A 15,701-nucleotide genomic window follows, 5' to 3' on the forward strand; every position below is an offset into this window, starting at 1 on the left:
CCTGGGAATCCTTCAGCTGCGGCAGTTTTCGGCGTCGCGTGCTTGAAGATATTTCTGAGGATGATTCCTCTTGATGCTGAGGACGTTTCTTCTAGAGACGTCTTGCCCGGGCTGCCAAACTTCCGCGCTGTTCAATAGCGCCCGCTCGACCCGAGCGGGCCGTGAATAGCGTGGAGGCCCCTTGTCCGACAGTCCCGTCCCCGCCGCACTGCATTCCTCGCAGGGCGCGTGGGTCCAGTTGTTGCTCGCACTGACCCGGCGGGAAATCCTGGCGCGCTACCAGGGCGCCCTGTTCGGGCGGCTGTGGCTGCTGCTGTCGCCCTTCCTGCTGCTGGCGGTCTACACCTTCGTTTTCGGCCAGGTGCTCAAGTCGCGCTGGGGGACGGAGCAAAGCACGGCCTCCTTCGCCTTGACGCTCTTCGCCGGGCTGCTGCTCCACGGCATGCTGGCGGACAGCCTGTCCCGCGCGGTCACGGTGATGCACAACCACCGCAACCAGGTGAAGAAGCTGGTCTTCCCGCTGGAACTCCTGCCGCTTTCGCTGGCCCTGTCCGCCCTGTCGAACGTCGTCATCGGCTTTCTCGTACTGCTCCTGCTGATGCCCTGGCTCGGGCAACCGCTGGGCTGGAGCATCCTCTACCTGCCGTTGGTCCTGCTGCCCTTCGTGCTGTGCGTGTGCGGCCTGAGCTGGATCATCGCCGTGTTCGGCACCTATTTCCGCGATACCAGCCAGTTCATCCAGTTTCTTCTCGTATTGCTGCTGTTCCTCAGCCCGGTGTTCTACCCCGTGAGCGCCTTGCCGGAAGCCTTGCGCCCCTACCTGTTGCTCAATCCGCTGAGCGTTCCGGTGGAAGCGGTGAGGGCCTGCCTGTTCGGCATGCCGATGCCGCCGATGGGCGTCCAACTGGGTTATGCCGCCATCGCCTGTCTGTTGGCGGTACTGGGCTGGCTGTGGTTCCGGCGTATGAAGGACGGTTTCGCCGATGTCCTCTGAACCGCTCGCCGACACCGTGCCGGCGGTCGTTGCCGATGCCCGCCCGCTGGGGCAGATGCTCATCGAGCGCGGCCTGTGCAACGCCCAGGAGCTGGAGCGCGCGCTGGAACTGCAGGCCAGGATCGGCGGGCGCCTTGGGGCGCTATTGCTGCGCTCGGGCGGTGTTTCGGAGGCGGCCCTGCTGGAAGTGCTCGCCGAACAACTGCGCATGCCTTTGGTGGGCGTGGACCTGGAGTCCCCCGGCAACGCCGAGTTGCTGGCTTTCCTCGAAGCGACCTCCATCGGTGTGGAATGGTTCGTCGCCGAACAGGTGGTCGTCTGGAACGATGCCCAGGGCGGCCTGCTGGTCGCTTCCCGTGACCCGATGGCGTCCTTCGTCCTGGAGGTCCTGCGCTATTTCCATCCCGGACAGCCTCTGCGCACGCTGCTGTGCCGTTCCCAGGATCTCGACGCCTGGCTGGAGCTGCTCAAGGAGCGCCTGCAGCAGGAGAGCCGCGAGGGGCTGCGCTTCGCCTCCGATGACATCCGCCAGCTGCGGGAAATGGCGGAGGAGGCGCCCATCGTCGAACTGGTCAACAACGTCATGAGCCAGGCGGTGGAGAAACGCGCCTCGGACATCCACATCGAGCCGCGCGAATTCAATTTCCATATCCGCTTCCGCATCGATGGCGTCCTGCAATCGCAGCTGAGCCTGCCGCGGGAGCGCTTCGCCGCGGTGGTCTCGCGGATCAAGCTGATCTCCGCCATCGACATCGCCGAACGGCGCCTGCCCCAGGACGGGCGGATGAGCACCAGAGTGGGCGGGCAGGATATGGACGTCCGCGTTTCCACGCTGCCCGGGGTGCATGGCGAGTCGGTGGTGATGCGCCTGCTGCCCAAGGCCCGCGAAGGTCTGCGCCTGGACCGCCTGGGAATGCTGGCGGACCATCTGGACCTGATGCGCGCCTGGATCGCCGAGCCCCACGGCATCGTGCTGGTCACCGGCCCGACCGGCTCCGGCAAGTCGACGACCCTCTACGGCACGCTCGAGGCCATCAACGACGGCATCCGCAAGATCATCACGGTGGAGGACCCGGTCGAGTACCAGGTGCCGAACATCACCCAGGTCCAGGCCCACGCCGACATCGGCCTGACCTTCGCCGCCGCCCTGCGCTCGATCCTGCGCCAGGACCCGGACGTGATCATGATCGGCGAGATACGCGACCTGGAGACGGCGGAGATCGCCGTGCAGTCGTCCCTCACCGGGCACCTGGTGTTCTCCACGCTGCACACCAACGATTCGCTCAGCGCTTTCACCCGCCTGATCGACATGGGCATCGAGCCGTTCCTGGTCGCCTCGCCGGTACGCGGCGTCCAGGCCCAGCGCCTGGTGCGCACTCTGTGCCGGCATTGCGCGGAGCCCTACGAGCCCGGCCTGGCGGCAGAGGACAAGGCCGCGCTGGACGCGGCGATCCAGCGCCTCTACCCCGGGCAGGCACCGAACTGGCTCCGCGCGAAGGGCTGCGAGCAGTGCCAGGGCACGGGCTATCACGGGCGGCTGGGAATCTACGAGATGGTGGACGTCGGCCCCGAACTGCAGGCGCTCATCCTGCAACAGGCTCCCGTCGAACAGATGCGCCGGCTGGCGGCCAGCCAGGGCTTCCGCAGCATGCGCGAAGACGGCTTCATCAAGGCCTGGCTGGGCCTGACCTCGCTGGACGAGGTACATCGGGTCACCAGCGGTTAACGGCATGCGCTTCGAATACCAGGCAGTGGACCGGCAAGGCCGGCGTTGCAGCGGTGACCTCGATACTGGTTCTCACAGCGACGCGCTTCGCCAGCTGGAGGCACAGGGCCTGACGCCCCTGAGCCTGGAGGCGGGCCAGCGTGCGCTGCAACCCGGGCGCCGGCGCCTGCGCGCGGAAGAACTGAACATGGCACTGCACGAGTTGGCGACCCTGCTGGCGGCGGGCGTCGCCCTGGCCGATGCGGTCTCCGCCCAAGAGCGCTCGAGCAGCCATCCACGCCTCTGCGCGGCGCTGCAGAGCATGAGCGAAGGTCTGCGCCAGGGGCGTTCCTTCCCTCAGGTGCTGGAGAAAGCCGGCTTGCCCCTGCCACGTTACGCCTACCAGTTGGTGGCGGCGGGCGAGATGACCGGCAACCTGGCGGCGGCGCTGCGGGACTGCGTGACGCAGATGGAGTACGAGCGGCGCACCCGCGAGGAAGTGCGCAACGCTCTGATCTACCCGAGCGTGCTGGTGCTCAGCGGAATCGGGGCGGTCATGGTGATGTTCGTCTTCGTCGTACCCAAGTTCGCCAACCTGCTGGAGCACGCCGACAAGCTGCCTTGGCTGGCCTGGGCAGTGCTCAGTACCGGCGTCTGGAGCAAGGCCAATGCCTTGCCGTTGCTGCTCGCCGGCCTGCTGCTGGGTGCCCTGGGGCTGCCGTTGGCCAGGAGCGAGAAGGTTCGCGGCCGCTTCCTCAACGGCTTGTTGCGTTTGCCATTGCTCGGCGACTGGCTGTTGCAGGCGGAGATCGCCCAGTGGGCCAAGGTCCTCGGCACCCTGCTGGGCAACCGCGTGGCGCTGGTCGAGGCCCTGCGCCTGGCCAGCGCGGGCGTGCGCATCGGTCTGCAACGCGAGCTGCTGGAAAGGGTCACCCAGGACGTCAGGGGCGGAACTTCCCTGTCCGAGGCATTGGAACTGCGCAGGGCGATCACCGCCACGGGCGGCAACCTGGTGCGCGTCGGCGAAAGGTCCGGGCGCCTGGCCGAGATGCTCGACAGCCTCGCCGAACTCTACGAGGGACTGGGGCGCTCACGGATGCGCAAGGTCCTGGCGCTGATCGAGCCGCTGGCGATCCTGCTGATCGGCTCGCTGTTCGGCGTGATCATCACCGGCGTGGTGCTGGCCATCACCAGCGCCAACGACATTGTGTTCTGAAAAAGGGGGAGTGGATGCGCGACGGGCATGAGGGAAGAGGACCCCGGGCGGGGAACAGGAAAGTGCCGGCGCCGGGACGCGAGCGCGGCTTCACCCTGCTGGAAATGATCGTGGTGCTGGTGATCATCGGGCTGCTCATGGGGCTGGTCGGGCCGCGCCTGTTCAGCCAGGCCGACAAGGCCAAGGTGCAGACCGCGGATACCCAGGTGAAGATGCTCAAGGGCGCGCTGATGACCATGCGCCTGGACATCGGCCGCCTGCCCAGCGAACAGGAGGGGCTGGCCCTGCTCAACGCGGCGCCTGCGGACGACCGGATCAAGGCCTTCTGGAAAGGCCCCTATCTGGACGGCGGGGTGCCGCTGGATCCCTGGAACCGTGCCTACGTCTACAGCAATGCGCCCAGTGCCGAACAGCCGTTCTCGCTGTACAGCCTGGGCGCCGACGGGCAGCCTGGCGGGGAAGGGGAGAATGCGGACATCGGCTTCCTGCCCCGGCAATGAGCGCTGCGGCGGTTTCACCCTGCTCGAACTGCTGGTGGTGCTGGCCCTGGTCGCCGCGGTGGGCGCCGTCGTCATGCCCAACCTGCTGAACATGCAGGAGGCCTGGCGTCGTCGTGTCGACCTGCAGGACATCGCCAACCAGCTGCAGACGCTGGGCTACCGGGCCCGGCTGGAAGCCCGGCAGACCCTCATCGGGCCGGCTGGCGTCGAGCCGCCGCAGATGCTGAAGCTGCCCCAGGGCTGGAAGCTGAGCGCAAGCGCGCCCGTCATCTACCTGGCCAATGGCGTCTGCCTGGGGGGGACGCTGGAGTTGCGGCAGGGGGATGTCGCTCGGCAGTTGCAACTGGTTCCGCCGCAATGCCTGCCGGAGTTCGTCCAGTGAAGCGCGGGCGGCAAGCCGGTTTCACACTGCTGGAAGCGGTGGTCGCCCTGACGCTGCTGGCTGTGGTGGGCAGCGCGCTGCTGGCCTGGCTGGGGACGGGCTTCCGCAGCCTGGAGCGAATGAACGAGGTTCAGCGCCGCATCGATGCGACCCGCACCGGCCTGGCGTTTCTCGAGGGGCTCAACCCGATGCTCCAGCCGAGCGGCAGCGCCGCCCTTGGAAGCTACCGGCTGGACTGGGAGAGCCGGCTTCTCGCCGCTCCGCGCCCCGTCGTCAGCCGCTACAGCGGCCACCCCGGGCCCTTCGACAGCGCCCTGTATCGTGTCCAGGCGACCTTGTTCGGCGAGGACCTGCCGCCGCTGCCCTTGAGCCTGGAGCTGGCGGGGTACCGGATGGCTCGCCTGCCGGACGGCGGGGATGCGCCATGAGCCGGCGCATTTCGCGGGGGCGGGAGCGGGGCTTCACCCTGCTGGAACTCATCGTGGTCCTGTTGTTGGCGGCGATGGTCACCACCCTGTTGATGCAGGGGATGGACTATGTCTCGCGGGCCAACGACAGCTTCCTGCGCCAGGGCGAGTCACGGCAACTACGGGTGTTGGCCTTCGGCTGGTTCGACGACGCGATAGCGCAGCTGGCTGCGCCGGCCAGGGGAGATGCGCCGGCTCGTTTCCGCGGCGATCCGCTCAGCTTCGAAGCCGTCTCCCTGGCCAGCGCCGAGCGTATCGAAGGCATCCCGGTGCCCTTTGCCTTTCGCCTGGAACGGCTTGGCGAGCCGGGCCGGGAGCGGACCGCGATGATCTACGTGCGCCGGTTGCAGGCCAGCCGCTGGCCACTGCTGGAACTGCAGGGGCCGGCGCATTTCCTTTATCGCGACGAGCAGGGAGCCTGGCATGACAACTGGCCGCCCTTGCCGGTGCTGGCCGACAGCCTTCCCGCGGCGGTGGCGTTGAACGCGCCCGCGGAGCGCCTGTTCCGCCTGGCCAGGGTCGCGACGCCGCTTCGACGGGTGAATGCGGATGCGGACTGAGCGTGGCTTCGTGCTGGTCGGCGTCATCTGGTTTCTCGCCATCATGACCTTGGTGGTGGCCTCGGCCGTGACCTGGATCGAACGCTCGCTGGACGGTATCGAAAAGGAGCGCCAGGGGTTGCTGCGCGACATGACGGAACGCTCCATGCTCAGCCGGCTGACCTGGCTGGCGTCGACCCAGCGCTTGACCCTGGCCGGATTGACCACACCCGACAGCCCGGCTCCGAGCCTTGCCGACATGGATATGTCGGTCCTGCCGGTAGGGGCCGAGCTGGCCCTGGATGGCCGCGAATACTGCCTGGCCAACGGCTGGTGCTTCGCCTTCGTCGACCGCGCATCGCGTCTTGGCCTGGAACAGGCCCCGCCGGCGGCCTTGGCCTCGTTGTTGGAAGGGCTGGGGATAGCGCCGGAGAGGATAGCGCCAATGCTGGCGGAGCTTGCCGGCCATTTGCGTGGCCCACCGGGTAGCGCCGTGCTGCGCAGCCTGCATGCCCCGCAGGAAGTCTTCGTCCTCGACAGCTGGCGCCCCTGGGAGGCCGCGTTGCGGGCTGCCGGCTGGGAGGAACTGGTCACGGTCGGCGAGCCGTCCCTGAACGTGAACACCGCCAGCGGCCAGCTCCTGCGCCTGGCCTGGCGGCTGCCGGAGGACAGCCTGGCGCTGTTGCTCGCGGCGCGCCATGAGCGGCCGTTGCGGGGCGTGGGCGACCTCGAGGGCGTGTTGGGCATGTACCTGCAGCAATTACCCGCGGAGAACTGGTCGCGCCTGGCCAGTGCCACCCTGTTCATCCGCCTGCGCCCCGCGGACGCCGTGGCGCGTTACGAATACCAACTGCGATTCGAGAGCGACGACCTGCAAGGGTCGCCCTGGCAATTTCTGCAACGGAGGTCCCTGCCGCGCAATGTCCCCATCACCGACACAGCGCCCATCCATCATGAGGCGCCTGGACTGCTTTCCGCCCCGCTTGTGGCAAGCCCATGACGCGGATGGCTCGCCCTGCCTGGAGTGGCGGCGCCAGCCCCATGGTCTGGGGCGGATGCTCCGCACGCAATGGGTCATCGAGCGTTCGCAATGCCTGTACCGCTGCCTGGACCTGTCCCATGTGCCGGCCAGCGGGAGGGCCCAGGCCCTTGCCCTGAAGCTCGCCGGCCTGTCTCCGTTCCGCTTGCCGGGGCACTACGCGGTCTGGCGCGACGGCTGGGTGCAGCTGTGGCTCTGGGACGAACAGCAGCGCCAGCGACTCGCCGAAGCGCAACAGGCTGCGTCCGGCTGCCTCTGCCTGCCGGAAACCCTGCTGCAGGCTCCGCCGGCGACAACGCCGGAGCCAAGTGTTCGCCTGGTGCGCGTCCAGGGCGGTGTGGACCTGCAGGTCTGGCGGGCCGGCGTGCTGCGGGCGAGCGTCTTCCAGGATGGTCTGCCACTGTCCGCGGAGGCCTGGCAGGCAGTGCGAGGGGTTCCCGGCGTTCGCCTGCCCGCGCGATTGGAGGAAGAGGTTCCGCCCAGTCTCAAGCGTCCCTGGGCCTCCGGCGCCAGCCTGGTGGGACGGGACTGGGAGCGCTGGCTGCCCTATGGCCTGGCGGTCGCTCTGTTGGCGGGCAGTGCTTTCCACCTGACGCAGGGGGCGCAATGGTGGTGGGCCGAGCGCGGTCTGGCGGGGCAGCAGGCTGCGCTGGCCCAGCAGGTTGAGCCGGTGCTGGCGGCGCGCACCCGGGCGATGCAGGCCGAGAGCGAAATCCAGGCCCTGCTGCGCTTGCAGGATACGCCTTCGCAGGTCGAGCTGCTGCGCACCGTGGCGGGGTTGCTGCCGGAGGATAGCCGCCTGCTGAGCTGGCGCTTCCGGGAAAACGCACTGGAGCTGCTCATCCAGACCAGTCGGGCGGACCCGCGGTTCTTCGTCCAGCGGCTGCAGGAGGGCGGCAGGTTCCAAGACGTCAGGGTCGAACCCTCGCCCAGGGGCGATGGCCTGCAACTGGCCATGAACATTCGGCAGGGGGAATAGATGGACACTCGATTGCAAGAGCTGTTGCCCCACTGGTCTCGGTTGCGCGAGCAGTGGCGGGAGCAGCTTCGCCTGCGCCTGGCGGGATGGATGATCCTGGCGCTGCTGGTCGTGCACCTGCTGCTGTTGGGCAACGATTGGCGCGACGCCCGCCGTCAGGCGTTCGAGGAGTCGGCCAGGCGCCTGGCGCAGATGCGCGCGCTGGCCGCCCAGGAGCACTGGCCGGACCGTGCCGTCCAAGCGGAAGACGTGCGCAGCGCATTGCGCACGCGTTTGTGGCAGGCGCAGAACCCCTCCTTGGCCAGGGCCGATGTGCAGGCCTGGCTGGATGCCCAGGCCAGGCAGAGCGGCCTGCAGGATGTGCGCATCTCGGTGTTGCCGCCCCTGGACTTCGACAAGGGGGGCATCGGTGCCAGGGTCCAGGCACAAGTGCGCGGACGCTTCGAGCCGAAGAGTTTCGGCCACTTGCTGCATGCACTGGAAACGGCGGAGCACTGGGTGAGCATCGATGCCCTTGAATTGAACGACCGCGGTTCGCCGTCGGTGAACCTGCAACTCACCTTCCATTTTCGTCCGAACGCAACGCTCCCTTGAGCGGATGAGCACGGAAGGCCCAGCTTCGGACGGACATTCAGGCGCTGCCGATCGTTCGCATGCCCGGGTTGGGAAACTTCCTTCATGGAAAGCGGCAAGGGCAGCATTTCTGTAATGACAGAATCTCGCCTTCAACATGCTTCGAATGCACCTTTCCTTAGCGGTATCGATTCATCGGTTTCCTATGACTTCCTCCTTCCCCTTCCGATTGGCCTGGGCGGCGCTTGCCGGAGGCGTTCTGTTGGCGCTGCTCTGGCAGCCGCGGACGGCCATACCCGAGGCCCCGGCTGACGCTGCGCAGTGGCAGTTGCCGGAGGTCCAGTCTGTCTCCCGCAATGCCGGCATCCCGGCGCAGATCGCCAGCATGGCTTGGTGGGGTAGCGCCAGGGAGGAGGCCGAGAAAGCGCGTTCGGCGCGCATCAGCGTGGACGAGCAGGGCGTGGCCCGGGTCAAGGTCCAATGGCTGTTTCGCGGTATGGTCGCCGAGGGTGGACAGCGTTTCGCCCTGATCGCCAAGGATTCAGCCACGCCGCTGTTGCGCTATGTCCCGGGCGACCAGCTACCGGGAGGCGAACGTCTCGAACGGATCGAAGGGCAGGGCATTCGTTTCTCGCTGTCCGAGGATGGCGCAACACAGGACTTTGAAAGGAAACTCTATGCCCCCCTCGAATAATGCCCTTGCGGCCTTTCCCCGGCACCCGCTGTTGCTCGCGATCTGCCTGGGGCTGCTGGGAGGTTGCGGTACGGCGCAGCTTCAGTTACCCGCACCCTTGCTGGAGCAGCGTCAGGCCACGGAAGAAAGCCTGCCGCAGGAAGAGGGCAAAGGGCCTTCGCAGCGATCGCAGCAACCCATGGGGCCGTTGGTGAGTGCGACGCCGACGCCACCCGCTGGGCCCATCGGCGGGCGCGTGGACAAGGCCGATCGCCTGGTGCTTGATGACAAGAATGCCGACCTGCAGGTGAACGTCGAGGATATCGCCCTGCCGGGCTTCATCAACGAAGTCTTCGGCAACCTGCTGGGGCTATCGTTCGAGATCGATGGCAATCTGAAAAATCGCAACGACCGGGTCACCCTGCGCCTGGAGCAGGCGCAGACCCGGCAGACGGTCTATGACATCGCCTCGCAGGTCATGGCCAATTACGGTGTCGAGATCGTCAAGCAGGGTGACATCCTGCGCTTCCAGGTCAAGCAGGTCGGCCTGAGCCCCGAGGAGCCGCCGATCCTTATCAGCGGCGAAGCCCGACCGGACGTGCCTATAGCCTACCGGCCGGTCTTCCAGTTCGTGCCGCTGCACAATGTTGACCCGAAGGACGTGATCCCCTGGTTGAACAGCGCCTACGACAAATCCGGGCTGTCGGCCAGCGCGGACAATCCGCGGGGCGGTCTGATGCTCAAGGGGATGGCCTCCATCGTCAGTCAGGCGGCGCAGGCTGTGCGGCTGCTCGACCAGCCGTTCATGCGGGGTCAGTACAGCCTGCGCATCGATCCGGCATTCATCACGTCGGCGGAGATGGCCAAGCAACTGAAGACATTGCTTGAGGCCCAGGGCTACAGCGTCAGCATCGGCGAAGCCTCCGGGAGCGTTGTACTGGTGCCGCTGGAAAACTCTAATGGCCTGATCGTGTTTTCCAACCGGCGCTCGCTGCTGGACCTGGCGCGCGACTGGGCCGGACAGGTGGACCGGGTGCCGCTGGCCAGCGCGGTGGATTCCGCTGGTGCCGGAGTGGAAAGCGAAGGGCTGTTCTTTTATGAGGTGCGTAACACCCGGGCCCAGGAGGTCGCCCGCTCCCTGCGATCGTTGGTTTCTGGCCTGGGGGCGGGGGGCGCCTATGGGCTGACGCCTGGCCTGGGCAATAGCGCTTCGAGCCGGGCCGCGGTCGCCGCTGGCAACAATGCCCCGTCTTCGCGCCTGGCGACGGGGCGGAGCGACGGTGACATGGGGGCCGGACGATCCGGCGTCGCCCCGCTCGTGCGCCTGGCCGGCGCTCAGGCTCTGCTCTCGGGCAACAACAGCAGCCTGATGGACAGCCTGGCGGCCGGCGTGTCGGGCAGCGGTACCATCGTCGAGGACGAGAATCGCAACGCCATCCTGTTCCGTGGTCCGGCCAGGGTCTGGCAGCAGATGCAGCCGTTGCTGCGGCAGTTGGACAAGCCGGCGCGCCAGGTATTGATCGAGGTAACGGTTGCCAGCGTCACCCTGGGCGACAACCAGACAATGGGTGCGAACTGGTCGTTCCTGAGTGGGGCTGCGAATGTTGATCCCAGGTTCGCACGGGATATCTCGGGAGGAGAGTCCGGCTTCAAATACATGATCAACACCGCCGGGGGGACGAAGGCGACATTGACGGCCCTGGCCAACGACTCTCGTACGCGAATCCTGGCCACTCCACGGATCTTGGTGAAAAGTGGCGAGCAAGCCAACATCAATGTCGGCACCGACATTCCGATCGTGACCGGCCGGCAAACCGATGGCAGCAACACCGGCGGAAATTCCAACCTGCTGCAATCGATCTCCTATCGCTCCACCGGCGTCATCCTCAACGTTTCCCCGGTCGTCTACTCGAACAACCGGGTCGACCTGACGGTCAGCCAGGAGGTCAGCGATGGTGGTGCCGGGGCTTCTACGGGGAGCGATGGCGGCGATGTTTCCTCTCCACCGATCAAGCGAACGTCGCTGGAGACCTCTCTGACTCTGCAGAGCGGCGGCTCCATCTTCATGGGCGGATTGATCAACGAGAGCCATGTGGACAGCAATGCCGGTGTGCCGTGGCTGAAGGACCTGCCGGTCCTGGGCTATCTGTTTGGCAAGCAGTCCCGGACCAAGTCCAAGGACGAGGTAGTGATGCTGATCCAGCCCTACATCATCGACGGCGCGGAAGACGCCAGGGAGATCACCGAGAAACTTCGGCGGATGATCGAACCCGCAATCAACTGTGACAGGTCGCTGGCCGAGTGTCGCAGCGTGTAAGAATCGATTTTTATATTTTTGGTTTCAGTCCGAAATAAAATTAATGTTTCGTAGGAGATTTCCTGTTTTTTCAAATTTGCTTATGCGGTCTTATTTGGGGAGGTTGTTGGGTTCATGACGTTGCAATTTATTCACCAGGGACGGGAATATCCACTCGTGGAGTGTCAGGCTAGCCTGTCGTTTCATATTCAGTTCTTGGGACGGTGCCGCTGAGGCTGAGTTCCTATTCTGGTAGTGATTAAGGAAACGGTTTGATTTGTTTCGGGCGAAAAGTTTCGCTCGGAGAAAATCGGAGTTCGGTCTATTGCCAGTGCTCGACTGAATGGAGTGGGTCAAAAACAAATGGAGATTGAGATGAGAAAGACAATTCTGAGTGCGGCTATCGCTTCCATGGTTTTCGCAGGTGGAGCCAGCGCAGGGGTTATCAGTATTGCAAGTGGTCAGGGCGGGGAAGGTGTCATCAAGAACTCTCCGGGCGTAGTAGATCAGTATGCTCCGGGGCAGGGCAACTACAAGTCAGGGGTAAGCTTGGGGAGTGGCGCCAGCTATACCAGCCGAGCTGCCAACATGACCATAGCCCAAGAGGTGTTCGGTAGGAATGCCGAACGAGTCGAAGTGGTCCTTCCTGATGTCGAGTACCAGTTGGATGCGGTCAAGGCAAAGCATGTCAGGGCTGGGCACTCGATCCGTGTGACCCTGGACCGGTCAGGTGGACGTTTTGCCAACAGCGTGACAGCAAACCAGATCCAGATAGGTACGCTTGCTCCTGGCAAGGGGTTCGTTGTCGAGGGTAACGTGGGGACCAGTACGCTGGACCTGACGCTGGATGAGCTTGGTGCTCTGGAGCTTGCAAAGGGGAGTGCCGAGAGTTCTATCGTTCGTTTCAATTTTCGAACACCTAATACTTCCAGCCGGCAGTCCACATCGGTCAATGATCTGCGCAATTCATTGCAGGGGGATGCGACTCTCCTGGGGCAGTCTGATATCGGTATAGCGGGAGGCGAGTTGCCGGAAGATCGGCCGTTCCATGTGACACTGTCCGCCCTGCTGGATACGACTGTTGGCCCCAATGCCGGGAGTGCGCAGAATAATGATTCGACTCAGCCCTTGATGGTATTCACTTCCTTGCCCGCGATATATTGGGATGTGTTGAATGTCAACAAATACGGTCAGAACAGGGTTCTGTATCCGTTGAATGGCACTGATCGAAAATTTGATACCACTGCCTCTGCGAATCCGGAAGTACGTGATAACTCCAATTATGGCGATAGCTATGCTCGTTTGGGTAGCGTGCGCCTGGGGGTGAATCAGGATGTGCTGAACGCTCGAAGGGAAGGGGAAAGGCAGTTCTTCATCGAAACCAGTGATCAGCTTTCCACTTACATCGCTGGTAACTTCTCTGGTATCAAGTCGGTTGCCCTGACGACGTCCAGTTGTCGAGAGTATAAAGAGGGCGTTGCCGGAGCTGCACATGTATGGCAGGGAAAGGAACTTGTTGGAAAGCCTGAGGCCGATGGTGTAGCCCAGCTGTGGTTCGGGTTGTCGAATAATGACGCGAACAAGGTGTACAACATATGCGCGGTTGCCGATGGCGTAACGCCAATGGCTGCTCAGCAGAACTTTGCAGTCGGAAACTTGATCGTGAACTTCACGAATTACAATTATGTCGATCGGGTGCTCCCTGGCGGCAAGCTCGATCATTTCTGGAGAAACAGCTGCGTTGCAAGCCTGTTCAACCTTCCAAACTCGAGTAACTCCGATATCTTTTATATTCGTTTGACGAATACCAGTAACGATGGTCGTTCTGGAGGGGTGCGTGGTGTTCTATATGATGAGAACGGAAAGCGCTACCCCGCGAAAGGCAGTGCGTCTCTTGTCGATCAGAGCGGAAAAACGGCACTGCGTGCGCATGAGACGGGTATCTACACCGTTCGGCAGGTAGCCTCGGCTTTTGGTGTGGATGGCGCAAACTGGAACGGTGCGAATGGTCGAGCGCGTTTGGTCTTGGAGGGCGACTTCCCGTCTTGTGAGGCTTTGGGCTTACTGCGGATGGCGAACGGCACTCTGGTGAACATGACTGCGACTACCCAGGGCAATTTCAATGGTGATGGTCCTTCCACTACCGTTGGGCACCGCGCGGGCAACAATCGCAACTGATTTTCACCGGGACGGGGAGAGGTGGGCTATCTCTCTCCGCCCTTTTCGAAGGTGTCTGCCTGGGCGCCGCACCGCAAGCATGAGGTCCGCATGAGCAGGCGGTTCACGAGTCTGCCGGCATTTGACGCCTGGTGCTGCGGTTGCTAACATTCCAGACCTTGTATTGGGAGGCTTTCGTCCATATCTGGCGGAGCAGCCCGTAAAAAATTGAATGTGGAGTGCCCGGCTTCGGTCGGACACAGCCAGGGGCCGACAGGATACCAGTCTCGATCCTGCTGGCTTCTTTTTCATCACTTGACCGCGTTCGCTGGTGGCGCGGAGCCGGGCCTACAGGCCTTTGACTACAGGTATAAACATGAGCGAAAGCTTCGCAGAACTCTTTGAAGAAAGTCTGAAATCCCTCGACATGCAGCCGGGTGCCATCATCACCGGCATCGTGGTCGACATCGACGGTGACTGGGTCACCGTGCATGCCGGCCTGAAGTCCGAGGGCGTCATCCCGGTCGAGCAGTTCTACAACGAACAGGGCGAGCTGACCATCAAGGTGGGTGACGAAGTCCACGTTGCGCTGGACGCGGTTGAAGATGGCTTCGGTGAAACCAAGCTGTCCCGCGAGAAAGCCAAGCGTGCCGAATCCTGGCTGGTTCTGGAAGCTGCCTTCAACGCTGATGAAGTGGTCAAGGGCGTTATCAACGGCAAGGTCAAGGGCGGCTTCACCGTCGACGTCAGCGGCATCCGCGCGTTCCTGCCGGGTTCCCTGGTCGATGTCCGTCCGGTGCGTGATACCACTCACCTGGAAGGCAAAGAGCTCGAGTTCAAGGTCATCAAGCTGGACCAGAAGCGCAACAACGTTGTCGTTTCCCGTCGTAGCGTCCTGGAAGCCGAGAACAGCGCCGAGCGCGAAGCCCTGCTGGAATCCCTGCAGGAAGGCCAGCAAGTCAAGGGTATCGTCAAGAACCTCACCGACTACGGCGCATTCGTGGACCTGGGCGGCGTAGACGGCCTGCTGCACATCACCGACATGGCTTGGAAGCGCATCAAGCACCCGTCGGAAATCGTCAACGTCGGCGACGAGATCGATGTCAAGGTTCTGAAGTTCGACCGCGAGCGCAACCGCGTATCCCTGGGCCTGAAGCAACTGGGCGAAGACCCGTGGGTTGCCATCAAGGCTCGTTACCCGGAAGGCACCCGCGTCATGGCCCGCGTCACCAACCTCACCGACTACGGCTGCTTCGCCGAGCTGGAAGAGGGTGTGGAAGGCCTGGTACACGTCTCCGAAATGGACTGGACCAACAAGAACATCCACCCGTCGAAAGTCGTTCAGGTTGGCGACGAAGTGGAAGTTCAGGTTCTGGACATCGACGAAGAGCGTCGTCGTATCTCCCTGGGCATCAAGCAGTGCAAATCCAACCCGTGGGAAGACTTCTCCGGCCGCTTCAACAAGGGCGACAAGATCTCCGGCACCATCAAGTCGATCACCGACTTCGGTATCTTCATCGGTCTGGAAGGCGGCATCGACGGCCTGGTTCACCTGTCCGACATCTCCTGGAACGAAGCCGGTGAAGAAGCCGTGCGTCGCTTCAAGAAGGGCGACGAGCTGGAAACCGTCATCCTCTCCGTCGATCCGGAGCGCGAGCGCATCTCCCTGGGCATCAAGCAACTGGAAGACGATCCGTTCTCCAGCTACGCCGGCCAGCACGAGAAGGGCAGCATCGTTCGCGGCATCGTTAAGGAAGTTGACGCCAAAGGCGCCGTCATCAGCCTGGGCGACGAGATCGAAGGCGTTCTGAAGGCTTCCGAAATCAGCCGCGACCGCGTCGAAGACGCCCGCAACGTGCTGAAGGAAGGCGAAGAAGTCGAAGCCAAGATCATCAGCATCGACCGCAAGAGCCGCGTCATCAGCCTCTCCATCAAGTCCAAGGACGTCGATGACGAGAAGGATGCGATGAAAGAGCTGCGTAGCAAGCAAGAAGTAGAAAACACCGGTCCGACCACCATTGGTGATCTGATTCGTGCGCAAATGGAGAATCAGGGCTAAGTCCTGATTCCTCTAAGAAAAAGGGCGACCTCGGTCGCCCTTTTTCGTTTTCCCTCCTTTAGGCTGTTCAAAGCTTGAGCTGCGTGCTAAAAGAACCTAGAGCTGATCTAGCCGCTTGAAAA

General features: G+C 63.6%; 14 protein-coding genes. All 14 read left to right on the forward strand.

Features of this window, described 5'->3' with window-relative positions:
- Positions 1–181: 181 nt before the first annotated feature.
- The 14 genes from M8R19_RS24365 (at position 182) to rpsA (ending at position 15,579) form a co-directional block, all read left to right on the forward strand.
- Positions 182–994, forward strand: a complete 813-nt coding sequence (locus tag M8R19_RS24365) for an ABC transporter permease (RefSeq protein ID WP_249919170.1) — start codon at positions 182–184, stop codon at positions 992–994.
- Positions 984–2,720 carry a GspE/PulE family protein gene (locus M8R19_RS24370; RefSeq protein ID WP_249919171.1) on the forward strand — a complete coding sequence of 579 codons (1,737 nt, stop codon included), beginning with the start codon at positions 984–986 and terminating at the stop codon, positions 2,718–2,720. Before M8R19_RS24365 ends, M8R19_RS24370 begins: the two co-directional genes overlap by 11 nt.
- A 4-nt stretch (positions 2,721–2,724) precedes the next feature.
- Positions 2,725–3,915 carry a type II secretion system F family protein gene (locus M8R19_RS24375; RefSeq protein ID WP_249919172.1) on the forward strand — a complete coding sequence of 397 codons (1,191 nt, stop codon included), beginning with the start codon at positions 2,725–2,727 and terminating at the stop codon, positions 3,913–3,915.
- A 14-nt stretch (positions 3,916–3,929) separates the two neighbouring features.
- A complete protein-coding gene (gene gspG / locus M8R19_RS24380; protein WP_116425689.1) occupies positions 3,930–4,415 on the forward strand; it encodes a type II secretion system major pseudopilin GspG in 486 nt (161 codons plus the stop codon).
- Positions 4,384–4,797 (forward strand): prepilin-type N-terminal cleavage/methylation domain-containing protein, encoded by a 414-nt coding sequence (locus tag M8R19_RS24385; protein WP_074976217.1) that lies wholly within the window; start codon positions 4,384–4,386, stop codon positions 4,795–4,797. The genes gspG and M8R19_RS24385 overlap by 32 nt, the downstream gene beginning before the upstream one ends.
- Positions 4,794–5,225 carry a PulJ/GspJ family protein gene (locus M8R19_RS24390; RefSeq protein ID WP_083426695.1) on the forward strand — a complete coding sequence of 144 codons (432 nt, stop codon included), beginning with the start codon at positions 4,794–4,796 and terminating at the stop codon, positions 5,223–5,225. Before M8R19_RS24385 ends, M8R19_RS24390 begins: the two co-directional genes overlap by 4 nt.
- Complete coding sequence (locus M8R19_RS24395) at positions 5,222–5,824, forward strand: prepilin-type N-terminal cleavage/methylation domain-containing protein (protein ID WP_116425691.1); 603 nt, start codon at positions 5,222–5,224, stop codon at positions 5,822–5,824. The genes M8R19_RS24390 and M8R19_RS24395 overlap by 4 nt, the downstream gene beginning before the upstream one ends.
- Positions 5,814–6,803, forward strand: coding sequence for a hypothetical protein (locus M8R19_RS24400; RefSeq protein WP_074976209.1), 990 nt, complete (start codon positions 5,814–5,816; stop codon positions 6,801–6,803). Before M8R19_RS24395 ends, M8R19_RS24400 begins: the two co-directional genes overlap by 11 nt.
- A 55-nt stretch (positions 6,804–6,858) precedes the next feature.
- Positions 6,859–7,821, forward strand: coding sequence for a hypothetical protein (locus M8R19_RS24405; protein ID WP_249919173.1), 963 nt, complete (start codon positions 6,859–6,861; stop codon positions 7,819–7,821).
- Complete coding sequence (locus tag M8R19_RS24410) at positions 7,822–8,415, forward strand: hypothetical protein (protein ID WP_249919174.1); 594 nt, start codon at positions 7,822–7,824, stop codon at positions 8,413–8,415.
- Positions 8,416–8,656: 241 nt separating this feature from the next.
- Positions 8,657–9,088 carry a hypothetical protein gene (locus M8R19_RS24415; protein ID WP_249919175.1) on the forward strand — a complete coding sequence of 144 codons (432 nt, stop codon included), beginning with the start codon at positions 8,657–8,659 and terminating at the stop codon, positions 9,086–9,088.
- Positions 9,072–11,384 carry a type II secretion system protein GspD gene (locus M8R19_RS24420; RefSeq protein ID WP_249919176.1) on the forward strand — a complete coding sequence of 771 codons (2,313 nt, stop codon included), beginning with the start codon at positions 9,072–9,074 and terminating at the stop codon, positions 11,382–11,384. The genes M8R19_RS24415 and M8R19_RS24420 overlap by 17 nt, the downstream gene beginning before the upstream one ends.
- Positions 11,385–11,738: 354 nt before the next feature.
- On the forward strand, positions 11,739–13,541 hold the full coding sequence (locus M8R19_RS24425) for a hypothetical protein (protein WP_249919177.1): 1,803 nt from the start codon (positions 11,739–11,741) through the stop codon (positions 13,539–13,541).
- Positions 13,542–13,896: 355 nt separating this feature from the next.
- A complete protein-coding gene (gene rpsA / locus M8R19_RS24430) occupies positions 13,897–15,579 on the forward strand; it encodes a 30S ribosomal protein S1 (RefSeq protein WP_043267558.1) in 1,683 nt (560 codons plus the stop codon).
- Positions 15,580–15,701: the final 122 nt, after the last annotated feature.

It is taken from the genome of Pseudomonas sp. R3.Fl, assembly GCF_023516765.1.
GTDB lineage: Bacteria > Pseudomonadota > Gammaproteobacteria > Pseudomonadales > Pseudomonadaceae > Pseudomonas > Pseudomonas citronellolis.